The 23,359-nt window shown below is 51.5% G+C and carries 19 protein-coding genes; 11 read left to right on the top strand and 8 right to left on the bottom strand.

The window, feature by feature from the left end; translation table 11 throughout:
• Positions 1 to 38: 38 nt before the first annotated feature.
• Positions 39 to 698, bottom strand: coding sequence for a hypothetical protein (locus ACZ520_RS07155; protein ID WP_416481094.1), 660 nt, complete (start codon positions 696 to 698; stop codon positions 39 to 41).
• 78 nt (positions 699 to 776) lie between these two features.
• Between ACZ520_RS07155 and ACZ520_RS07160 the strand changes: the two genes are divergently transcribed.
• The 11 genes from ACZ520_RS07160 (at position 777) to ACZ520_RS07210 (ending at position 12,960) form a co-directional block, all read left to right on the top strand.
• The gene (locus ACZ520_RS07160) at positions 777 to 1,217 is read left to right on the top strand and encodes a hypothetical protein (RefSeq protein WP_011164041.1); all 441 of its coding nucleotides are present in this window, start codon (positions 777 to 779) and stop codon (positions 1,215 to 1,217) included.
• Positions 1,218 to 1,260: 43 nt separating this feature from the next.
• Positions 1,261 to 1,956: a polyprenol monophosphomannose synthase gene (locus ACZ520_RS07165; protein ID WP_088565549.1), complete on the top strand. Its 696-nt coding sequence runs from the start codon at positions 1,261 to 1,263 to the stop codon at positions 1,954 to 1,956.
• A gap of 19 nt (positions 1,957 to 1,975) precedes the next feature.
• A complete protein-coding gene (locus ACZ520_RS07170) occupies positions 1,976 to 2,779 on the top strand; it encodes an SH3 domain-containing protein (protein WP_464127841.1) in 804 nt (267 codons plus the stop codon).
• A gap of 107 nt (positions 2,780 to 2,886) precedes the next feature.
• Positions 2,887 to 3,465: a hypothetical protein gene (locus ACZ520_RS07175; protein ID WP_416481096.1), complete on the top strand. Its 579-nt coding sequence runs from the start codon at positions 2,887 to 2,889 to the stop codon at positions 3,463 to 3,465.
• Between the two features lie 24 nt (positions 3,466 to 3,489).
• The gene (mutL, locus tag ACZ520_RS07180) at positions 3,490 to 5,355 is read left to right on the top strand and encodes a DNA mismatch repair endonuclease MutL (RefSeq protein ID WP_464127842.1); all 1,866 of its coding nucleotides are present in this window, start codon (positions 3,490 to 3,492) and stop codon (positions 5,353 to 5,355) included.
• On the top strand, positions 5,355 to 6,281 hold the full coding sequence (gene miaA / locus ACZ520_RS07185) for a tRNA (adenosine(37)-N6)-dimethylallyltransferase MiaA (RefSeq protein WP_464127843.1): 927 nt from the start codon (positions 5,355 to 5,357) through the stop codon (positions 6,279 to 6,281). The genes mutL and miaA overlap by 1 nt, the downstream gene beginning before the upstream one ends.
• 36 nt (positions 6,282 to 6,317) lie before the next feature.
• Entirely contained in the window at positions 6,318 to 7,196 is an 879-nt protein-coding gene (locus ACZ520_RS07190; RefSeq protein WP_088565544.1) for a YicC/YloC family endoribonuclease, read from the top strand.
• A gap of 14 nt (positions 7,197 to 7,210) precedes the next feature.
• Positions 7,211 to 7,756: a guanylate kinase gene (gmk, locus tag ACZ520_RS07195; RefSeq protein ID WP_338621301.1), complete on the top strand. Its 546-nt coding sequence runs from the start codon at positions 7,211 to 7,213 to the stop codon at positions 7,754 to 7,756.
• A gap of 35 nt (positions 7,757 to 7,791) precedes the next feature.
• Entirely contained in the window at positions 7,792 to 8,031 is a 240-nt protein-coding gene (gene rpoZ, locus ACZ520_RS07200; RefSeq protein ID WP_011164049.1) for a DNA-directed RNA polymerase subunit omega, read from the top strand.
• Positions 8,032 to 8,162: 131 nt separating this feature from the next.
• Positions 8,163 to 10,379: a RelA/SpoT family protein gene (locus tag ACZ520_RS07205; protein ID WP_088565543.1), complete on the top strand. Its 2,217-nt coding sequence runs from the start codon at positions 8,163 to 8,165 to the stop codon at positions 10,377 to 10,379.
• Complete coding sequence (locus ACZ520_RS07210) at positions 10,366 to 12,960, top strand: ATP-binding protein (RefSeq protein WP_464127844.1); 2,595 nt, start codon at positions 10,366 to 10,368, stop codon at positions 12,958 to 12,960. Before ACZ520_RS07205 ends, ACZ520_RS07210 begins: the two co-directional genes overlap by 14 nt.
• Here ACZ520_RS07210 and ACZ520_RS07215 read toward each other — a convergent pair whose 3' ends face one another.
• From ACZ520_RS07215 to ACZ520_RS07245, 7 genes are read right to left on the bottom strand one after another with little or no spacing between them, the layout of a single operon-like run.
• A complete protein-coding gene (locus ACZ520_RS07215) occupies positions 12,961 to 15,090 on the bottom strand; it encodes a TonB-dependent receptor (protein ID WP_464127845.1) in 2,130 nt (709 codons plus the stop codon). It lies immediately after the preceding gene.
• A gap of 9 nt (positions 15,091 to 15,099) precedes the next feature.
• Positions 15,100 to 16,377, bottom strand: a complete 1,278-nt coding sequence (locus tag ACZ520_RS07220; protein ID WP_088565541.1) for a lysine N(6)-hydroxylase/L-ornithine N(5)-oxygenase family protein — start codon at positions 16,375 to 16,377, stop codon at positions 15,100 to 15,102.
• Entirely contained in the window at positions 16,374 to 18,122 is a 1,749-nt protein-coding gene (locus ACZ520_RS07225) for an IucA/IucC family protein (RefSeq protein WP_464127846.1), read from the bottom strand. Before ACZ520_RS07225 ends, ACZ520_RS07220 begins: the two co-directional genes overlap by 4 nt.
• Positions 18,119 to 19,096, bottom strand: a complete 978-nt coding sequence (locus ACZ520_RS07230; RefSeq protein WP_464127847.1) for a GNAT family N-acetyltransferase — start codon at positions 19,094 to 19,096, stop codon at positions 18,119 to 18,121. Before ACZ520_RS07230 ends, ACZ520_RS07225 begins: the two co-directional genes overlap by 4 nt.
• Positions 19,093 to 20,844: an IucA/IucC family protein gene (locus ACZ520_RS07235; RefSeq protein ID WP_416481103.1), complete on the bottom strand. Its 1,752-nt coding sequence runs from the start codon at positions 20,842 to 20,844 to the stop codon at positions 19,093 to 19,095. Before ACZ520_RS07235 ends, ACZ520_RS07230 begins: the two co-directional genes overlap by 4 nt.
• Entirely contained in the window at positions 20,837 to 22,024 is a 1,188-nt protein-coding gene (locus tag ACZ520_RS07240) for an MFS transporter (RefSeq protein ID WP_464127848.1), read from the bottom strand. Before ACZ520_RS07240 ends, ACZ520_RS07235 begins: the two co-directional genes overlap by 8 nt.
• Positions 22,021 to 23,325 (bottom strand): PepSY-associated TM helix domain-containing protein, encoded by a 1,305-nt coding sequence (locus tag ACZ520_RS07245; protein WP_464127849.1) that lies wholly within the window; start codon positions 23,323 to 23,325, stop codon positions 22,021 to 22,023. Before ACZ520_RS07245 ends, ACZ520_RS07240 begins: the two co-directional genes overlap by 4 nt.
• Positions 23,326 to 23,359: the final 34 nt, after the last annotated feature.

The raw sequence follows: 23,359 nt of genomic DNA on the forward strand, positions 1-23,359 counted from the left end.
AACAGTTCTTAGGCATGCGGGCAAGGTTCGGGAATGATTTACAGGGATGTGTTTAGGCGGAACGCGAAGTCAAAAGAGTTTTTGTCAGATGTGCGGTTCACCATGGCGGTGTGAGCGCTGACTTCAGCCCCCAAAGACAGGTGTTTGTGGACCTGAGCCATAAAGCCCGTGGAAACAATCAGGGAAGGTGTTGTTTCATTAACACTAATACCTTTGGACGAGTCGCTGAAGCGCAGGAAACGGTTGGAAAGGCCCGAGCTGATGGAATAAGACCAGATGCTTTCCAGACGGTTGGTGTAACCGATTTTCAAATCCAGTTCACGCAAGGTGAATTCTTCGCTGCCGGAAGAAGACACGCCGTAGTTCTTAAACACACCTTCAGAGTACCAGTTTGGGGAAAACAGATCCATTCCCAGAGACAACTGAATGCCGTTGGTGTGACGGTTGAAGTTCTGATTGTTGGCGGAAATGTTGGTGAAAGAGTTGGCATAACCAATGCCCGCGTGCAGGCGCACATCATCAAAAGAGCTCGTGGAGCTTTGGGTCACTTTTTGCTTTTTGGCGCTCAATTCATTGAGCAGGTCCTCATAGCTGACCTCTTCGTACTCGGAACTGCCGGAAGCGGCCTGGACCAAGGTGGGAGCGGTAAAGAGGGAAGCGGCGATCAAAGCGAACTGAATTGTTTTAATGATTTGCATACCCCATTCTATCAAGGCTTTGTCATTTTTCAAAAATTGATCTTTCGTTCTGGACCTTGTCTTTGGCAAACTGAATGTATGTTGTCGTTCTTTAAGACTCGCCATAATTGTTACTGTGCCTTCTGTAAAAGCCCCCGCCGTATTTATCGTCGTAAGAATATTTCTCTGATGAATATTCTGGGCAGTGCTCTGGCATCGGTGGTGATTATGTTCGCGTTGTGGCAGCAGTATGATCCGCGTGTGATGGTGGCCTTCGTGGTGTGTCTGGCGATTTCGGAAGTCTTCGTGAAAATCCGCTGGAGACTTTCCGTGGTGTGCCGCGTGTGCGGGTTTGATCCTGTTCTTTATTTGAAGGCGCCGGAGCAGGCTGCAAGCAAAGTGAAAGAGCAGTTGGATGTTCGCCGTCAGGATCCGAAATATCTGCTGGCAAAACCCCTGAATTTGCCCGCAATTCCCGCAGACAAGGCGAAGGCCCTTCAGGATAAGGGTAAAGGCCGCCTGGTATCGCGTTCAATTTGATCTAAAGATTGCAAGTCGGGGCTCTTTGTGACAGCTTAGAGCCATGAAAAATCTGGTCGTAATTCCTACCTACAACGAAAAAGAAAACATTCAGGCGATTGTGCCTGCCGTATTGGCACAGAACCTGGGCGTTGAAATTCTGGTTGTTGATGACAACTCTCCGGATGGCACGGGTGCCATCGTTCGTGAAATGCAAAAAAGCATCCCACAGCTTCATATTCTTTCCCGTCCTGGCAAGCAGGGTTTGGGCAAAGCTTATATCGCGGGCTTCCGCTGGGCCATGGATCATGGCTTTGAAGGCATCATCGAAATGGATGCAGATTTTTCCCACCGTCCCGAAGATCTGGGGCCGCTTATTAAAACCATGGAAGCCAATGATTTTGCCGTGGGTTCCCGCTATGTGGCTGGTGGCCGCACGGTGAACTGGGGCCTGATCCGCAAGATCATCTCCCGTGGTGGCGGTATTTACTCCCGTCTGATTCTGGGTTTTCCTTTGAATGACTGGACAGGGGGCTTTAACGCCTGGAAGAAAGAAGTTCTGCATGGAATCGATCTTTCCACGGTCGAGTCCAACGGCTACAGCTTCCAGATTGAATTGAAATACAAAGCTTTGAAAAAGGGTTTCAAAGGGGCGGAGTCTCCGATTGTCTTTGAAGACCGTCGTGTGGGCCAAAGTAAAATGTCTCTGAAAATTGTGCTTGAGGCTTTCTATCGTGTTTGGCTTATGCGCTTTAAATAGGGCAGCTCTGCTGCTCTTGATGTTCTTTCTTTTTCCCCTCAGCTTGTGGGCACAGGCCCAGCAGGCGACGGTGATTCTGGATGGCGCCCTGGTGTATCAGGACGCCGACTTTGATGCGCCGGTGATCACAACCCTGAAGCTGGGTTCAGTTTATAGTATCTCCACCAATAAAAAAGGTCCGTTCTATAAAATCCGCTTAAAGCCCGGTCATCTGGGTTGGATTTCTGACACGGACATCAAGCCGGGGATTATCAAAATTCCCAAGCCGGAACAGACCAAATTGAGCGAGCCGAAGGAAGAAAAAAAGAAAAGACCTTTCTTTGCCTCCCGCTATCGCGGTCCGGTTCTGCAGATGACGAATTTTACGGAAGACACTCTGGGGCAGGAGCGCACCGACAGCCTGTTGTTTTACGGGGTGAAGTTTAACGGTTTCAACACGCTTTTTAGTGGCGAGATTTACACCGACGCCAATATCTTATTCCACTTCGGCGCGCCCTCATACTACGAAGACTACACTAAAAAAGCCGCCGACGGTTTCATCTTCATGACGGATTTTACTTTCCAGACGGTGATCCCTCAGGGGAAAAACTTTATTTACTACTACGGCTTCGGCCCGATGTTTAAGTACTCGCACTTTAATATCGACGTCCCCAGCAACGGCGAAACACTCAGCTATTCTGCCGACGATATGACCCTGGGTGTGGTGATTGACCTGGGAATCGGGGCCCGCCTGGGCAGCATGTCCCTCAGAACCAACGCCAAATACTACTGGGAGCGAACCAAATATTTCGCCTTCGGCCTGAATCTGGGCTGGGACTTTTAACGCACAGCTTCGGAAAAACTTAGGTGGGCCCTCCTGTGGAGGGTGCCTAAGAGGTAGCTTTTGTGGAAGCGAGGTGTTATGACGGCGTTTCTTGGAGGGGGCTCTTTGTGCGTGTTTTGTCTGCATTGTTTTTTGTCGTTCTTTTCAGTTCTGTTTCTTTTGCCGGTGGGGACATTGAGCCTTACTTTGAGGCTTTGAAAAATTCCGGAGCTAATTTCGAACCTGATGGAACTGTTTGCGAAGAAATCGCCCGTCTGGAAGTGACCAAAGAATTTGGTGATGCCTATGAAGTGACCACCGGGGTGGAATACAGCCTGGGTAAGGACACTATTGGCGAGCTTGACGTGGTGGTCTTTGAAAGAGCCACGCATAAAGTCGTTCTGGTGGCCGAAGTGAAGTGCTGGAAAAATCTGCAGCAGGCCATGGATAAGCTGAAAGCGCAGCGCGACCGTTTTACATGGAATTTGACCAAACATGCCGCTCATATTCAGTTTCAGCCGGATGAGGGCTTGAGCTTCCGCGTGGAGGACTTCCAGGGTCCATTTAAATTCCGCGCTATTTCTCAGTTCGGCGGTCTTAAAAAGGGCTTTGATCAAGAGATCCAACTGACGCTGACCGAGGTCCAACAACTGCGCTCCAAGCTGCTGAAATGTCAGGCTTGGGGCGAGTGTCTGCGCCCACAATAGTCCTTTGACTTGAGGGGGGAGCTCATGCAAATTCCCCCTATGTCGATCCAGATTTTATCCCCTGAAGTTGTTGACCAAATCGCCGCCGGCGAGGTGGTGGAGCGTCCTGCTCATCTTGTCAAAGAACTTGTGGAAAACAGCATCGATGCCGGCGCCACCCGCGTGCACGTGGAATTCTATGACGGCGGTCGCATCGTCAAAGTGATCGACAACGGCAAGGGCATGTCCCCGGAAGATATGCCAAAATCCCTGGAGCGATTTGCGACCAGCAAAATCTCAAAAACCGATGACCTGTGGTCTTTGCGCACTTTCGGCTTCCGCGGTGAGGCGTTGGCCAGTATCGCTTCTGTCAGCAAACTGACGCTGACTTCGCGTCGTGCGGGGGATGAACAGGCCCATCAGTTGATCAGTGAATACGGCAAGAAAAAAGACATCGACAAGGTCGGGGGCTCGCAAGGCACGACCATCCTGATTGAAAATCTTTTCGACAACACGCCAGCGCGTCTGAAATTCCTGAAATCGGATTCCGCTGAAAACTCGGCGATCAAAACCACTTTGAAAGCCATGGCGTTGTCACACTTTGACGTTGAATTCCGCATTCAGGAAAACGGCAAGCTCGTGGCTTTCTGGCCGGCCTGCAAAAACCGCAAGGACCGGGTGGAGCAAATTCTTGAAATCAAACCGCTGTTTGAAGGCGAAGCCTCCCGTGAAAACGTGAAGGCCTATGCGGTGTTCGCGGATCCTCACAACGTCGCCAAGACTTCCAAAAATATCTGGCTGTTTGCGCAAAACCGCTGGATTCAGGATCGCAGTCTGCAAGCCGCCGTGAACGAAGCTTATCGCAGTCTTCTGATGCACGGAGAATATCCGATTGCCGCCGTGTGGGTGGAAGTGGATCCGGATTGCGTGGACGTGAATATTCACCCGACAAAATCCCAGGTGAAATTCCAGGATCCTTCCCTGGCATTCCGTGCGGTGGCGGCGGCTTTGCGGGGCACGTTGGAACAAGCTCCGTGGATCAAGCGCTCGGATGTGCCAACCCAGAATGTGACGATGCCCCTGGCGCAGAATTCTTCTGAAGAATTCAAATCCACCGAAGGTCTGCCGAACTTTGCCTCTCAGGCGATGCCTCAGCAGAATTTGCGATTCCAGGACAATTCTTTGGAAGTGACGCAGTTCCAGAAAAAAGAATTCAGTTTCCCGGCGTCTGCGGTGCAACAGCCGCAGACCACTTATCAGACGCTGGCGGAATCGGCGGCTCAGCGCGAATCATTTGCGCCGAAATCCGAGGATGCACCGCTGGGTTACTGGTCTTCTTTGGAAGTTTTGGGGCAGGCGAATTTGACTTACATCGTGACTCAGTCCAGAGACAAGCTGGTGTTCGTCGATCAGCACGCCGCTCACGAGCGTGTGGTGTTTGAAAAACTGATGAACGCGTGGAAAGGCGGGAAGGTCGACATTCAGGACTTCCTGTTCCCGCTGGCGATTGATATGTCTCCGGAAAAAGTTGAAGGCCTTTTGACCATGGCCAAAGAGATGGAACGCCTGGGCGTTTACATTGAAGCTCTGGGCCCTGGGACCATCGGTGTGAAAGCCGCCCCTTTGATGATCAAAGAATCCAGCCTCAGCGGGGTTCTGGATAAAATGGCGACCGAAATCGTGGATCAGGGCGGCAGTTATTCTTTGGAAAGAACTGTGGGCGACATCTGTGCCACGATGGCCTGCCACTCGGTGGTGCGGGCGGGGCAGTCTTTAAGTCCGGATCAGATGCGCAGCTTGCTTCGTGATATGGACATGTTCCCTCTTTCAAGCTTCTGTCCTCACGGTCGCCCGGTCAGCGTGGAATACCCGTACTACAAACTGGAAAAAGATTTCGGACGAATTGTTTAATGGCGAAACGGCATGTGATTTTTGTTGTCGGCTCTACAGCCACCGGGAAATCCGAGTGGGCGCTGAAGCTTGCGCAAGAGTTCAAAGGCGTCATCGTCAACTGTGATTCGGTTCAATTGTACAAGAAGCTCGATATCGGTTCAGCCAAACCCAGCAAGGAAGAGCAGGCCCTGGTGCCGCACTATCTGCTGGACTATGTGAACCCTCCGGAAGAAATGACGGCCGGGAACTACTGCCGTGATTTTTACGCCATCCTTGAAAACATCCCGGAAGAAAAGCCGGTGTTTGTGGTGGGCGGTACAGGGTTTTATTTCATGGCCATTGAAAAGGGCATGTACCCGGTCATCCCGGTGCCGGCCGAAATTCAGGCCCAGGTGGCTTTGGAGCTTGAAACTGAAGAAGGGGCCCTCCGTCTGCATGCCGAAATGATGAAGGCGGATCCTGAATACGGCGCCAAGATTCATTTGTCTGATCGCTATCGCATCGGTCGGGCGATTGAACTGATTCGCAGTCAGGGAAAAAGTGTCACACAGATTCAGGCCGAATTTGAATCCCAGCGAAAGCCATTCCCATTTCCGCTGCTAAAGATCGGCCCCAGTTGGGACCGTGAGGTGTTGCGTGAGCGCATCGGGCAGCGTGTGGAAAAGATGCTCGCGGCCGGCCTGGTGAATGAGGTTCAGGGGCTTCTCGATGAAGGTCTGGCTTCGTGGGCACCAATGAGCAGCGTGGGTTATAAAGAGACACTCGAGTATCTGCGTGGGGGGATGAGTCTTTCGCAGTTGCAGGAACAGATCACAACAAACACTCATCAGCTCGCCAAAAGGCAGAGAACCTGGTTTCAGCGAGACAAAGACATTCAGTGGTTCGATGGGGCCTCGGGTTTTGCTGAGGCTCGAACCGTGGTCGAGAAATTTCTCAAACCTTGACCCTGATTCGGTGGAAAGCCGAGAATAGAGGTACTTATGAAAAGCATGACTGGCTACGGCACCGCAAGAGTTCAGACTAAAGACGTCACTGTGGAAGTGAGCATCCGTTCTGTGAACGGACGTTTCCTGGAGCCACGTTTTCACCTGCCTCGTGAATTTGTTTCTTATGAAGGGGAGCTGAAGAAGATTCTAAGCGGCACTCTTCATCGCGGCACTGTGGATGTTTTCGTTTCCCGTCGTGTGAAGAACACTGCCAGCAAAGCGCAGATGACCGTGAACGATGCTTTGGCCAAAAAATACATGACCGCTTACAAGCATCTTTCCAAAGAGTTGGGTGTGCCCTTTAATGTGCACCTTGAGGTTGTGGCAAGACTTCCAGAGATCATCAAAGTTGAAGAGACCTATGAGCTTTTCAGTGGCGAAGACAAGATTCTGAAAAAAGCATTTACGGAAGCCTGTTCCAATTGTGACAAGGAACGCGCCCGCGAAGGCAAATCCCTGCAAAAGGATCTGCAGAAACTGCTGGTGGCTTTGGAAAAACAAGTGAAGATTATCAGTGAGTTGCGCGGTGAAGCCAATGCGCAACTTCAGGATCGTTACGAACAGAAAGTTCGTGCGCGCCTGAAGGGGAATGAAATCGATGCAGCCCGTTTGTCCCAGGAAATCGTGATTCAACTGGAAAAGGCCGATATCAACGAAGAGCTGAGCAGGCTGGCGGAACACATTAAGAACTACCGCCAGTTGGTGGGGTCGGTGACGGCTGAGGGCAAAAAGCTGGATTTCTATACCCAGGAATTGCTGCGTGAGGTGAATACCATCGGGTCAAAGTCTCAGGTAGCCAAGATCACTGCGGCTGTGGTAGAAGCTAAAACCCTTATTGAAAGACTTAGAGAACAGGTTCAAAACGTTCAGTAATTATGAAAACGCGCATGATTATCGTCGCCGCTCCAAGTGGCGCAGGAAAAAGCAGCTTTGTTGAAAGGATCACCCGGGAAGACTCCCGCTTGGTGGACATCGTCACTTTCACAACGCGCTCGATCCGTCAGGGTGAAACACCCGGTCTTCAATATAACTTCATTGATCATGCGGATTTCGAACAAAAGATCAAAGAAGGCTTCTTTGTGGAGTGGGCGAAGGTTCACACCAATTTCTATGGAACCTCATATTCGTCCCTGGAAACAGCCTGGAATCAGGGGAAAACCGCCATCATGGATATCGATATCCAGGGGGTGGCGACCTTCAAATCCAAGTTCCCGGACGCCAAAACCGTCTTTATTCACCCTCCAAGCATTGACGAGCTGCGTCGCCGCATTGAAAAGCGCGATGGCAAGGTCCCTGCGGACATTGAAGTTCGTATGGCCAATGCCGAAAAGGAGATCCGTGAGGCCTCCAAGTTCGATTATCAGATCGTCAACGACGTGTTTGAGAAATCCTATGGGGAATTTAAGAAAATCGTTGAAGATTTGCTAGCTTAGCTGTAATTTGGCCTGATCTATTTGCTGGAGGCGTAATGGCTCGTGTAACCGTTGAAGATTGCTTGGAAAAAGTACCTAACAGATTTGCCCTTGTTTTGATGGTTGCAAAACGTGCGAAGCAACTTCTGAAAGGTGCAGAGGCGACTGTTTCCACTCGTAGCAACAAGTACATCGTAAGCTCCCTGCGTGAAGTGGCGATGGGCAACGTGGGCTACCAGGACAGCCTGGATGCAAACGAAGCTATCCGTCAGATCGAAAAAGATTTGAATAAGTAATCACATTGCTGGCGAAAGCCATACTCATGTGAACCCAATAAAGGGAGGCGAAAGTCTCCCTTTTTGCGTTTTCTGGACGCCTGTAATTCTTCGTTGGACACCCCTCTGGGGTCAGGTAAGCTATAGGGAATATGTTTAATTTCCTGAAAGAGGATGGCTTAACCAACAAGCCGGTCAAAACAGTCGACGATCTGCTGGCACGCATTCGCATCTATTATCCGAATGCGGATCTCAAAATTATTGAGAAGGCCTATTCATTCTCTGAGAAAATGCACGAAGGACAAATCCGCCGCAGCGGGGAGCCTTACATTTCTCATCCTCTTTCTGTTGCCGCTATTCTGGCGGACTTCCACCTGGATCTGGACACCATTGCCACCGGTCTTTTGCATGACACTGTGGAAGACACGGCGGCCACGTTGGAAGACATTCGCCGCGAGTTCGGGGATGTGATCGCGCATCTGGTGGACGGGGTGACCAAGATCGGTCAGATGAAATTCAAAAACAGCCACGAAAAGCAGGGTGAAAACATCCGCAAGATGATTGTGGCCATGGGGAAAGACGTGCGGGTCGTTCTGGTCAAGCTGGCCGATCGACTGCACAACATGCGCACCCTGAATTTCATGCCGTTTGAAAAGCAAGAGCGTATCGCGCTTGAAACTTTGGAAATCTATTGTCCGCTGGCGGGGCGCATGGGTATCAGTGCGCTGAAGATCGAACTGGAAGACCTTTGCTTCCGCTACTATCGCCCGGACATGTACTATGAACTTGTTCAGCAGATCAAAAAGACGGAAGCCGAGCAAAACCGCTATATCGAGGAAGTAAAACAGCTTATCGGTAAAGAGCTTAACAAAGCCGGTTTCCGTTATGAAGTGTATGGACGTTCCAAGCACTTGTGGTCCATCTACCGCAAGATGCAATCCCGTAACATCGATTACGATCAGGTTTACGATGTTCTGGCATTCCGTGTTTTGGTGGAATCTGTGGCGGAATGTTATGCCGCTCTGGGTTTGGTCCACTCTTTGTGGAAGCCCATCCCGGGTCGTTTTAAAGACTTCATCGCCATGCCCAAGGCCAATAACTATCAGTCCCTGCACACGACCGTCATGGGCCCGGGCGGGGAGCGTATCGAGATTCAAATCCGTACCAGTGAAATGCATCTGGTTGCGGAAAAAGGTATCGCCGCTCACTGGAAGTACAAAGAGCGCGGCAAAATGATGGATGACGGCGATCTGCAACAGGCCAACTGGCTGCGTGATCTGGTGTCGTGGCATCAGAACGTGCGCAATCCTGATGAGTTCCTGGATACGGTTAAAACAGATTTGTTCGAAACGGAAATTTACGTTTTCACTCCGACAGGGGATGTGCGTGAGTTCCCGGAAGGTGCCACACCGGTGGACTTTGCTTTCGCGGTTCACACGGAGCTTGGCAATCGCATTGTCGGCGCCCGCGTGAACGGCAAGATGGTGCCTTTGAAATATCAGCTTCAAAACGGGGACACCGTGGAAGTGGTTACTTCCAAAACCCAGGTGCCTTCCAAGGACTGGTTGAAGTTTGTAGTTACCAATAAAGCCAAATCCAAAATCCGCGCCTTCGTCAAAGAAGAACAGCGCCGTCGTGCGATCATGCTGGGTAAAGAACTGGTGGAAAAAGAATTCCGCAAGTTCGGCATGGCTGCCGTAAAATATCTGAAAGGTCCGGCCTTTGAGGCGTACCTGAAAGATCACGGCCTGGCAGATCTGGATGAGTTGTACGTGACCGTCGGTTACGGAAAACTTGAAACGCGCATTCTGGTGGAAAGACTTTCCCCGGAAAACATCGCCAAAGAAGCGGCGAAAACCGAAGACTCCACCTTTATGGAAAGAGTCATGCGCGCGGCAACGCAAAAAACCCGCAAGACCAACTCCCTCATCAGTGTCGATGGTATGGATGACGTGCTGGTGCACTATGCAAAGTGCTGCCACCCAATTCCAGGGGACCCGATCGTGGGCTTTATCAGCCGTGGACGTGGTATCTCCATTCACCGCAGTGACTGCCGCAAGGCTTTTGAATTTGATCAGTTGCGCAAAGTCGATGTGACCTGGAACGTGAAACAGGCCGGGGAAGGTCAGGAGCGCATCGTGCGCCTGAAGATCATTTCCCAGGACGTGCCGGGATTGCTGAAGTTGATGTCCGAGGCCTTTGCTCAACAGGGCATCAATATTCAGTCCGCGCAGATTCGCACGACCAAGGATAAAAAGGCCGTGTGTAATTTCGAGGTCAGCGTTCAGAATGCCAGCCAGTTGAATCAGGCGGTGTTTGAAATCCAGAAGATCAAGGGGATCATTGGGGTCACCCGTGTTATTCACTAACATCAGGAAGAATCTGCATTTCCTGATGGCTCTGACAGTGCTGGGTATCGCTTCCGCCGTGATTTTCGGGTGGATTCTGCGGGACTCGGCCATTATTCAAATCCGTGCTGACTTTGCCCCGATGGTGATCAACACCGCCTTGGGGCTTGCCGCTTTGGCTATCACCATTCTTTTTGCCGACGGCCGTTTTAAAAGCATTTCATTTTATGCCTCTGCATTTGCCGCGGCCCTGGCTGTGATGAATCTGACGCAGTTCTTGGCCGGAGTGGACCTGGGCATCGACCGCGCGCTGGTGGAACCTTTCTATGACCTGGGTGTGAGCTCTCCGGGGCGCATGTCCGTCAGCACCTCGGTGTGCATGCTTTTGATGGGTGTGATGGGTCTTGTATCGGGCAAGTCCTATGCTCATCGCATGGTGCGTATCACGGGAAGTTCTCTGGTCCTGGGTTTTGCGATTCTGGGGTTTCTTGGATATTTTCTGAACTTCAGTTCCGAGTACGGGTGGGGCGCGCACTCCCGCATGGCGATTCACACTTCTTTAAGTTTCATGCTGCTGGCAGGAGCCAACATTGTGCGACTGGGCCGCGTGATCAGGGAAGAGGACAACGCGCAATCCGCCGTGGTGCCGATGTATGTGGTGATGATCGGTGTTCTGATTGCGGTGGGGATCTGGCAGCTTTTGCTTTTAAAGGATATCGAACGCAATCGCAGTGTCACTCAGTCCCGGGCGGAAAGCTTCCGTGCAAAACTTGACGGAACCTTTGTTCCTCTGGAAAAAGCCCTTCAGCACATGGCCCGCCGCATGGCCGTGGGAGCCTATCGCGATGAAAGCGTGTGGTCCATGGATGCACAGTTTTACTACGAAGAATTCAAAGGCATTCGCCGCATTGCCTGGGCCGATCAGAATCTGATGTTGCGCTGGTTGTATCCCATGGACAAGTTCAGCCGGGATATTCGTAATACCGCCATGGGCCGTTCTGAAGAGATTCGCCGCAGTCTGGATTTGGCCCGTCAGACCCAGGAATCGCGCATTTCCCGCGTGATCGAAATGAGATCCGGGGGCCGTGGTTTTGCGATGCTGGTGCCGGTTTATAAAAACTCGGTCTTCCTGGGCATGCTCAGTGCCGGGATTGATATCCGTGCTTTTTTGGACCGTTTCGCGCGCATTGAGGGTTATCATGTGGCCTTGTATGAAGAGGGTCAGGAAATTTATCGCAGCAGTGAATGGGACCCGGTGCTGTCGCGTGACTGGGTGACGCGCATTCGTTACAGCAACATGGGCGTGGACTGGGAAATCGCCTTTACGCCCTCCAACGGAGTTATTCGCAGTAACACCTCGGCGGTGCCTTCAGTGGTTCTGGTTTTTGCGGTGGGCTTGTTCGTTTTGTTGGGTTTGGCGCTGAGCTTCTTTAGCCGGGCTGAAGAGCTTCGTCGTCGCGCCCGAGCAATGGTGGACTGGAAGTCTGCGGCAATGGATGCGACTCCGCTGATGATGATTTCCTTTGATGAAAACGGCATTGTGCGCGAAATGAATCGTTCGGCCGAAGAGATGACCGGCTGGAAGGCGGAAGAGCTTGCCGGCAAAGAGCATCCTTTCATTTTCCATGACCGCCAGGATGTCGAGCTGATGCGCCTGAAACTTGAAAGCGCCCTGAATCGTCCCGTGGAATTAGGGGTCGACTTTATCGATGCGATGTTTGACGCCGGATTCAACATGGCCTCGGAGTGGGTGTACGTGCACCGTTCGGGCAGTCGTTTCCTGGGGCAGTTGTTTATCGGAAAGGTGATCAACGAAAATGGCGACACCACGGGCTATCTGGCAGTGGTGGAGGACGTCACACAAAAGCGCCAGCGTGAAAAACAGATCAAGGAACAGGAAGACAAGATCATCGCCAGCGCCCGATTGGCGTCCTTGGGTGAAATGGCTGCCGGAATCGCACACGAGATCAACAATCCGCTGACGATCATCAATGGCCACATGGGAGTGCTGCGCCGTTTGCTGGGTGTGCGCGGCCTTGCCGGGGATGCGGAAGTGCAGAAGCGGGTGGAGGTGGTTGAAAGCACCACTCAGCGCATCGCTAAGATTGTCAAAGGACTGCGCTATTATGCCCGGGAGTCTGACCACGGGGACATGGAATGGGTGACGGTGGATGCGATCATTGATGACACTCTGGCGTTTTGTTCAGACAAATTCCGCAATGAAGGCGTGGATCTGATTGCGCGTCTGGAGCCAAATTTAAAAGTATATGTACGACCGTACCAGATTTCCCAGGTGCTGTTGAATCTGCTCAACAATGCGGCGGACGCCGTTCAGGCCGTGGGCATCCGTAAAGTGGTGGTGGAAGCCAAAGCCGTAAGGAACGGGGTTGAGATTTCTGTTTCTGATTCCGGACCGGGTGTGCCGGCATTCCTGCGTGAAAAGATCATGGAGCCGTTCTTTACGACCAAGGAAGTCGGCAAGGGCGTGGGGCTGGGATTGAGTATCTCGGAAGGGATCGTCAGATCCCATGATGGGAAATTCTATCTGGATGCAGAAGCCAAACAAACACGTTTTGTTGTCTGGCTTCCGGTTAAAGAATAACTACCAGAAATAATTCAGACGCAGACCCAGCTCACGTGGTGAGTTGACCTGATTGTAGCTGACGGACTGGCCGCCAATAGAGCTTGTGCGATCATAGATCACATAGCGGGTATCAAGGACGTTGCGCACGTAAAGATCCACGTTCATGCTCCAGGCTGCCAATGAATACTGCCCCAGCAGATCCAGATAGAACTGTTCCGGTGAATCCATCGTGTTTTCCGCATTACCATAGGATTTGCTCAAATATCTGAAGATACCTGCAGCATTCCAGTCCTGGCTGATTTGATAACCGTAAGACAGGCGTCCGGTCCAGTTGGGCGCAAATGGGAATTCATTGTCCGTGTAATTCTTGCTGCCGTTCACAAAGTCTTTGAAGCGTGTTTTTACATAACCCGCGCCCAGATTGAATTCATGACGGGACGCCGGCTTCCAGTTGATTTCAGCTTCGGCACCATACAGTTCCGAGCTCGCCGCATTGACCACTTGAGTGTCAAACGGATCGTTCGACAACTGAACCATGACCTGCTGGTCTTTCCAGTCCGTGTAGAAAGCCGCGGAGCTGAAGTTCCAGTTGGAGGCCGCATACTTGTAAGACAGCTCATAGTTGCCGGTTTTTTCCGGGTCGTAGCTGTCAACACGAACGCGCTTGCGGTTGATGGACAAACCACCGGTGCGATAGCCTTCGGTGTAAGAGATGCCGTAGCTGTGCTGATCCTGAGTCAGCATGTACGCCACCTTAGGAAGCACAATGGAGTTGTTTTCTTCGTCTTCATAGCTGCCAGTCACGCTGTCCAGATAAGCATCGACCGCGGCATTGGTGCCGGCACCAAGATTCTGTTTGCGGGTGGCAGAGACGTCCGCGCCGTATTTGTTTTTTACAAATTCATAGCGCAGGCCCAGATTAATGGACTGGTTTTCAGTGAATTTCCACAGGTATGAATCAAACAGGGCGAATACGGTGCGGTACTTGTCCGTCACCTGACTTGAAGCAATCGGAGTGTAAACGGACGCGGAAAGGGGGTACAGGATGTCGAATCTGGCGTCGTCCTTCAAATAGTAATCATGCGCATGGAAGCCCAGGACGTTTTTCACTTTTTCGTTCTGGAATTTCAATAGGTTTTCCAAGCTGACGAAGCGGTCGTTGTGTTCTTCCGTACGAACACCCGCAGTCGGGTTGGCAGTGCCATCGGCATCGCTGGTTTCATCGTTTTTCGCCTGAGAATAGGCGCCGATGACTTCATTCGTCCAGTTGTCGTTCAGCTTAACGAAATAGCGCAGGCTGGTCTGTTGGTTGGTGGTTTTGCTGTCAAAGTCCACGTCCTCGTTAACTTCATAGTCAAACGGGTTGGCGCTTTGCACATAGTTGCCACCAGTTTCATTCTGCATGATCTTGGTGTTCCAGCGAACATAGTCAGTTTCGTTGATTTTGTAGGTCAGATCCAGACCCAGATGGTCTTTGGATTTTTTGCCCCATTTGTTGTTGTCAGTTTTGATGTTCTTGATAAAGCCATCATCCTGCTCGTGATTCACTGACACGCGGCTTAGCAGTTTTCCATCCAGCCATACGTTGTTGGTCATCACTCCCGCTTCGATGCGATTGAAGCTGCCATAGCCAAGCTTAGCCGCGCCTTCGGTCTGATCTGCTGGCTTGTTATGGAAAAGCAAAATGCTGCCAGCCAAAGAGTTTACCCCTTGGGTGGTGGACTGAGGGCCGCGGTACACTTCCGCCTGCTGGACATCCCACAAATCGAAGCTGCCGGCTTTCACCGCCAGATCCGTCTGGAAAACATCATCCACCAAAATAGAGGACAGGTTGTCTTTCTGGAATCCGGTCACACCCGTGTTGTTCACACCACGGATACTGAAGCTGTCATCGTTTTTGTTGATGGAAACGTTGGGAACCGCATTCAGGGCCTGGATGGAATCAGACTGAATCGGGGAATCCAGTTCGCGACCGGGAACCACAGAAATACTTTCGGTGCTTTCCTGATAGGATTTGTTTTCTTTAGTCCCTTGAACCTGCACGGCCTCCAGAGTGGAGGATTCCTCTGTTGAGGTCCCTTCATTGGCCGGAGTCTGGGCGTTCAGAATCAGCGGGAAGACAGTCAGAAGTGTGATGATGCGTTTCATTGTTTCTCTCTAGATGTAAGTAATAAAGTTGGGCACAGCCTTCTCGATAGGGAAGATGCTCTTTTTGGTCAGGTTGTTAATGATACGGGCTGAACGCCATGCCATCAGACTGGTTTGGGGCTCAGAAATCCCGTGACCATGGCGGCTGAAGTTCAGCGCAAAGATTTTATTGTTTTCAGATCCATTCCAGGAAACCTGGAAGTCCTGATTCATCTGGAATCGGCCGTCCTGATCAAAATTGATCATCGGACGCAAAGGATCAATCAAAGCCGGGATGTTTACGCGGAAGCCTGTGCTCAGCACCACAGCGTCAGCCGCGGCTGTTTCGGACTGCCCGTTGAAGCCGTTTTGGATGTGCAGCTTGTAGCGGTCGCCGATTTTTGCCATCTCCGTCACACGACGGAACGGCAGAATCTCGATCTCGCGTTTGTCACCCCAGACGTGTTTCAACTGGTAAAGCTCACGGTACAAGGTCTCCAGATACTCCGGAGTGTTCCCGTCGCTGGCCAGTTTTTGATATTTCACGATAGGATCTTTCTGATCCTGGCCCAACTGCAGGAATTCCTTCACATAAGCCGGGGTGAAGTATTCATTTACAAACGGAGAATTGTCCAGCGGCTCCAGATTCGGACGGCTGGCAATCAGTTTCAAACTTTTAGGATTTCCCCATTTGCCCTGCAGGCAGTTGCGGAAGATTTCAAGACCGGTCTGACCACCGCCCACGACAACAACATCTTTGTTGGTGGCATCAAGCAGTTTCAGATAACTGGATTTGGCGTGAAAGACGTCCGGTCCTTCCAGAGCTTCAGCAAATTCCGGCAGGTGCGGGACCAGGCCCGTACCGATGCAGATGTTGGTGGCGGTGAAAGTTTCACCATTGATGGTCAGAATGAATTTGCTGCCGTCATAGTTAACGGACTCGATGTCGCTGTCAAAGCTCAGATGATCAGGCATGTTCTGGCTGACCCACTGGCAGTACATTTCAAATTCACGACGGGTGATCGTCTGGCGTCCGGTGTTCAGGAACGCATAGAACAAACCCTTTTGAACCAGGAAGTTCATGAAGCTGAATGGGTTCGTCGGATCAGCGGCCGTCACCAGATCCTTCATGTAGGACGTCTGCATTTCAGAATCCGCGAACATGATTTCAGAGTGCCAGTCAAAGCGGTGCTTGCGATCAAAGAAGCGGAATTTCACATCCGGAGTCTTGCTTAGTAAGGCCGCCAGACTCAGGTTGAACAAACCAATGCCGATACCGATCAGGTCATAGTGTTTGTTTTCACTCATACGCGCCCCTTTTTCAGAGCCAATGCCACGGGGTTTTTCAGGTCTTCACCCAGGATCGGCAGCGGGCGCTCGGCAGAATCCGCATAGCCGATTTTGAAGCGGACTTTGTTCACCAAAACGCGGTGGAAGGTGTTCTGAAGAAGGTCGATTTTGCCAAAATAGTTCAAAGCTCTGATCTCCGGATTTTTCGCCAGATAGGACTCCAGGGTCCTACCCAAAACGGCATAGAATTCAATCTCGGGATATGTATCGCATTCTTGCAAAGTTTCAGAGATAAAACGTAATACCGTTACTAAATGACCAGTCAAAAGATCATGAATCAGATAATGTCTCGGTAATCGGGTCAGATCGAAGCCGGAAAGAGAGCCAGAGTCATCACTCAGGCGCAGATCCCCCTGAAAATCTTTCAGGAAGACCCCCACCGGTGTGGAGTTTTTCAGACGGATGACCACGTTCTGCCCATGAGCCACCAAGCCGATCCCATAACGGGCCTGCAGGTGGTAAAGCGGGATAAAGACTTTTTCAAAGTACTGGGAAAGCCACTGGCCAATATCAAGCCCCGACGCCTTGGCGTAAGCGCCCAGCAGCGACTTACCCATGGTGTCGCGATGAAATAGACTGCCAGCGATAATGGCGGTTTCGCCTTCAGCAAGGTGGAAGTCCGAGCTTTGGCGCCACAACACTCCCAAAAGTTCGTTATAGCGGTAAGGGGCCTGGCCGATCTGGCTGTACAGACCATGGCTAACTGACAGCCCGGCTTTTTCCTCCAGCACGGTGACCCCTTGAAGGATGTCATCTTTTTGGCAAAGCTCGGTCAGGGCAGTGCTCAAGGAAGGACCTTGTTGCATGTACTTGCCCGGAATCCCGCGAATGGCGGAAGTGTTCAGAATCGTGATCGGAAGTTTGATATCAAGCTTGCCGGGGCGGGTGATATTGCTGAACGTGCGCAGACTGATCTGCGGCAGGTATTCATCTCCGAACGCACCCAGGAAGTGAATGTGACCGCAGGCCAGATCCGTTCCATACTGAATTTTGATATAGCGGTCCCACTGCCACGGATGAACCGGGACAAAATGGTATTCGGTTTTTGCGATGTTTTTCGCGGCCAGCTCTTTTTCAAATGCCGTTTTGTCCGAAAGGCATTCGTTCAAAACGTCATCCCAGGAAAGGCGGGCATCCAGTCCTTCCAGAGTTTGGGTTTTGCGCACCGCCAGCCAGTAAAACTGAACCGGTTTGGCGTTTTCAGGTCCGTAAAGATCCTGATCTGCGGCACTCCAGCCGATGCGGCCTTTATTCAGCAGGATTTTCGGATGCCCCTTTAGAAAGGTCTGAACTTTTTCGCCGCTGAATTTGGTCATGTCGTCTGAAGAAACCCGGCGGTTCAGCTCCAGAACACGCAAGTCCGCATAAAGAGTGTTGTGCATTTCTTCCAGGAAATTAGCGAGGATAATGTCATCCATGCCGGTTTCTTTTTGGCTGTCGATAAAGAACTGGCCCGCACTTTCAGCAGGAACACCATTGCGCGTGATGGACGCCGGATCGACTTTCAGATCCGTCCAAAGGCCGCGCCACGCATTGAATTTGTAAACAGCCTGATTGGCCAAAGTCAGTTCATAAGGGCCGACGACGGATTCATCCCGCGTGGTGGTGGCCACGGGGCTGATCACCTGTTCATAGGTGAGTTCCTGCAGACTTTTTGCAATCATCTGCAGATTGATGTTTTTCCAGTCGGCCTGCGAACTCATAGGTAACGACCCCCGAAGAAGGCTTCACGACGGCATTCCAGCAACGCCGCACGCTTGTGAGGGAAATCGAATTCTTTGAGTTTCTTCCACGCTGTGAAAGTTTCCAGATACTTCAGAACATTGACGTTGTCCGAGCGTGGTTCGGCCATGATTTTACGGGTGCGAGGCTCTTCCAGGAACAGGTAATGGCACACGGACTTCAAGATCGCGTCGGTGTTGGCAAAGCCCAGCACGCTGACGTCACCGATCAGGAAGTGGAAACCACGGTCAAAGGCCTCGGAATCATAGTAAGGTCCCAGGCGATCCTCTTTGGTCCAGTACATTTCAAAGTATCCGACAGGGACACCGTCGAATTCCAGAATCGTAGGGAACTGGTGGCCGTCTTTCAGACCCTTTGCAAGGTAATCACGCAGTTCTTCTTTGGGTTTGTCCAGTTCCCAGAACTTCAAAACGCGCGGCTGATTGTGCCATTCGTGGAAAACATCCAGGTCTTTTTCGATATGCGCCACACGGAAAGTCAAAACTTTGCCGTCAGCCAGTGTGCGGCGGTAAAGAATCTGACCTTCAGTGATTGCCGGACGAATCGGGTGGGCCACTTCTTTGGTGACGGTCCATTTTTCCGGAGTCAACGCCGTCAATCCACTGTGAACCCAGAGAGGGCGCAGTTGGAAAAAATCATCACGGGACACGGCAAACGGAGACGCTTTCGCACCCACCAGGGTTTGCAGTTCCGGGTTGGAGTTGGTGACTGTCACAGACTGCAACGAAGTGTTTTTGTTAAAGAGTGCTTCCAGAATCGCCAAAGACTCAACACCTGAAGCGGTTTCAGCAGTCAGGGTGGCATTGTCGCCGTCGACAGAAACTTTGAAAGGGACTTGAACTTTGTCCGTTTTCAGAAGGCCCGTTGTGCTTTCGATTTGTACGTTAAACGCCTGACCAGTGGCGCAGGCATAAGTGGAGAATTGGATGTTCATGACAGGGCTCCAGAGAAAGAAATAGGGTTGTCGATCAAATTATAAATAGCTAAGGGGTTGGCCACGGTGTTTTCATTCAGGCTTTGCAGACTGCAGATGAAATTACCTTTTTGCCAGATGCGCGCATCTTTGGTCACATAATCCAGGAAACTTGTATCCGGCAGATTTGGTTTGTACAGACCTCTGATGAAATCATTCATGTCGGCAGTCAATTGAGCTTCGCTGGCTCCTTCAGGGTGTGAAAGGGCCGCCAGAATATTCCAGGTTGAATTCACCAGCAGATAGTAAGCAAAAAGAATATTGCCCTTGTTATCCAGAATATTACCGTTTTCGCGGGTCAGGCTTGCCACGTCTTGGTGATAAAGATTGTAGCCGTGTTCACTGTAGCCCGTACCCTGACAGTCACGGAAGTACGCTTTGACTGGGAGGTTTCTGGAAATACGCAAAATCATGTTCTGCTGATGCGCGCCCAGCAAAATACCGTATTCGCTTTGGGCTGTGATAAACGGCTGCAGTGCCACTTGCATATAGTGCTTAAACCATTCGCGGCTGGCGTCTTTCAGGTTTTTACCGGAGTCTTTCGCAAGCTTCTGCACCTGTTTCCAGATCAGGGTCTCGCCACCCAACGGATTGTCCTGGGCCAGTGTGGAAACCACGATATTTTCTTCGCCCGGGATTTCCTGCTGGAACGGATTTTCCCGGCAGACCACGATGCTTTCGTTGATGACTTTGCCATCGGCGGTTTTCAGTGCGGCGAAGGCTGGTTCAAAGATCACTTCAAACTGCGGATTTTCGTTCAGGAATTTCTTTCCGACGGTGGTCGACATCACATCGTACACTTGCAGGCCGCGCACGACTTCCACATCGGTCAGATGACGGATGGAGTTTGTCAGTCGCACGGTCAAAGAAAACTTCAGCATGTACGGGCTGTGAGCACCATAGATCGAACGCAGCGAAGACGTCGGGTGCCAGCTTTTTGTGGAAGGCGCGCCGGCGTCCACAATCAGACCCTTTTCAAAATAGGACTGAACAGTGGCATTTTTCAGCAGGTGCTGACGCTGCCAGGGGTGAACGGGGAATGCGATGAAGCCCTCAGGGATGCGGCCCGCGCCTTCGGCCTGGAACAGTTTCTCAGTCCAGTTCTTGGTGGCAAAGGCTTCTGCGGTTTGCACGTGCAGAACTTCGGGTTTTACAAAGAACCAGTGCAGCGGGAAGTGGCCGCCCATTTCTGGCGAGTAAATTTCGAAATCGCGGTCATCAAAACCTTCGCGCATTTTTGGATACGGGTGGAAGTTGTGACCGATCATCAGGCCCTGTTCGGCTTCGATAAAGCTGACCTTGCCGGAATAGATGTGTTCGATGTCTTTTTCACGGGCTTTCAGGGAAAGCTCCATGTTGTGCAGACTGTTTTCCAGGCGCCCCATGAACAGGTCTTTTTTGGAAAGATCCTGTTCCCAGTGTTTGCACAGGAAGGTCAAAAGCTCATTCACGGCCTGATTGAAGTCCACGGATTTCAGTTCAGCACCCTGGCGCAGATAGAAGGTGCCGACATATTCGTGGCGCCCCAACAGGGATTTTTTGCTTAACGGGATCAGAACCTCCATGCCATTTTCCAGATCCACCGAAATGACAGCTGTTTTTTCCGGGGTGGTTCCTGCTTCAAAAGAAAAATTCTGATATTCCCGGAACAGGGAATTCATAAAGCAAGAGACCGTGTGTTTCAGGGAAAGTTCTTTGAAGTTATGCATAGACCGCCTCGCGACGTCTGTAAAGAAGGGCAATGTTCAGGGCCATGACCACAACCAACGCGGTCATCACGCTTTCAATGCCGAATAGATCCATTTTAAAAGTCAAAGCCGCAAGGCCGCCACCCAAGGTGTAACCCAGGGTGTTGGCTGCCGCGGCAAGCCCGGCACGACGGCCAAACTGCATTTCCGGCCCACGTGTTGCCATCAGGGCCATATAACAAGGGGGAATCAAAGAAAGCCCCACTGACAAAAGCACAATCGCCACCCATAGTTGGGACCAGTCACCCAGATGACCCAGAATCAGGCTTGCCCCCAACAAGGCGGCTACACCCACGATCATGGCGCCTTGCCATGGATTTTTGAAAAGCACTTTACCCAGGGCTTGGGTGATCACGGCCAGAATCGCACTGACCAAAAGCAGTTTTGCCATCAGCACGCTGGAATCCACCGAAGTCAGATCGAAAGATTTTTTCAAGATGGAAGCCAAAGAGAAATTCAAGATGCCCACAAAGCTTGTGAACAAGATTGCCAGCGAAAAAATATCGGCGATGTGGTGCAAAGCGGACTTCCACTCAAGCAAAGAAATGCGCTCAGTTTTTGTGGCCTTCGGAGCTTCGGATTGTGTGATGCCAAGTAAATTTAAGCCAAATACCACCAACGCCCACGCCGTCGTGCTTTGCAAAACCAGAAGCATATTGGAACCACCACCCAAAAGCAGGTACAACGGGCCCAGAGCGCGGCCGACATTCAGGCTCATGGAATTGGACAGCATGGATTTTAATGGAGTTTGTTCCGGGTGCTGATCAATCTGCAAAGCCTGGGACACCGGCACGATCGCAGCGGCGGTCAGACCGTAAAGCAGGCGACTGCCCCATACGGCCAGCTCATTCACCCAGTGAGCCCCCGGTGACATCAGCACAGCCGTCAGAATAGCGGTGGAAATGAAAAGTCCCAGCATGCCGACAGACAAAACCTTCATGCGGCCCCAGTTGTCACTGCGAGATGCCCAGAAGGGGCTGGACCACAGGAACAAAAAACTGCCCACGCTGAAACTCAGCACCACAGAAGATAAACTCAAACTCCCTTTTTCCGCGATGAACGGAATCAAGGTGAAGGTCATCATCTGGATGGCGCTGAAAGTGGTGGTGTTTAAATGTCCCAGGGCGCTCAGTTTCTTCATTGAGCTCCCTTTTTCAACCACGAGATCAGGAAGTAAACGACGATGGATACCGGAACGACAAGAGCGGCCACGAATACCGTGTTCAGAGCCCCCTGAATCAGGAAGCTTCCGATCACCGCCGCAGTCGAAAACACGGACAGGATCGCCGGCACGGTGTAGATTTTTTTAAACAAGGCCCCTTTCCATGGCTGCACGGAAGTGGCTTTGGCAGTAGGGGCGGGTGCTTTTTTGCGACGACGGTTCCACCAGATGTAAATTCCAGACACCGGCATCACTAAGGAGGCCACAGACAGAATCACCCACAAAATTTTCAGGAACAGACCGCCATAGTTTCCGAAATGCAGAGGCTCTGACAGCATCGCCACTTTCAGATACCACGGAAGCTGACGCACTTCGGTCAGTTCACCGGTGACCCCATCAATGATGACCAGTTCCACCAGACGCTCGGTCATCGGCGTGTTTCCATGCATCAGCACCATGAAGTGCCCTGGAGGCGAGAACTGCGTGTCCGGGAACACCATGAAGTCGAAGGTGGATTCCGGGAGCGCTTTTTGCGCCGAAGCGATCACCTTGTCCACAGACGCCAGCGGCGCCTGCGGAGCTGTTGGATACTGAACGTTCAGCTTTTGCAGTTCACTGTACTGAAAGACTTTGATCAGGGTGGAGGAAAAGCCCAGGAACGATCCGGTCACGCCGATCATCAAGCTCCACGCAAAGGCGGTCATGCCGATAAAGCGGTGCAGATCACCCATGGTGGCGCGGGTGGAACCGCGACGAACTTCGCCGAAATTTGTTTTGCGCGCAAAGTTTCCGTAAATAAAGAATCCGGAAAGCAAAGTGAAGGCATAAAGCACGCCGATCAAGCCGACATACAGTTTGCCGTTGGAACCCAGCAGGAACTCCCGGTGCAGGCGCAGGATGAAGTCCATCACGCCGTCAGATTTTTTCGGGGCAGAGACCTCTTCACCCGTGTGCACGTTGAAATACACGCGGTGGGATTCGCGAAAAAGTTTTGCGCCGTTATGACCCATGCGAAGTTGCGCGACATCGTGATCGGCCTCTTCGATGTTGAAGGACTGCGGGCGGTCCCCGGGGTACTTTTGCAGGATTTTTTCCAGGTGGGCGTCCAGGGCAGGAACCACCTCGGCGTGGTGTTCTTCGCCGTGACCTGCATTGCCTTCAATTTCGTCCTTCAGAATCAGCACGGTTCCGGTCAGGATCAGAACGAACAGATGTACGGCCACGAAAATGCCCACATATATGTGGATTTTATAGAGATTTTTAAAAAGCCGTCCGCTCACAAAGTCTTCCTGCGAATAAGAGTCATTTAGGATC

The sequence above is a fragment of the Bdellovibrio sp. BIS2 genome, from assembly GCF_055398295.1.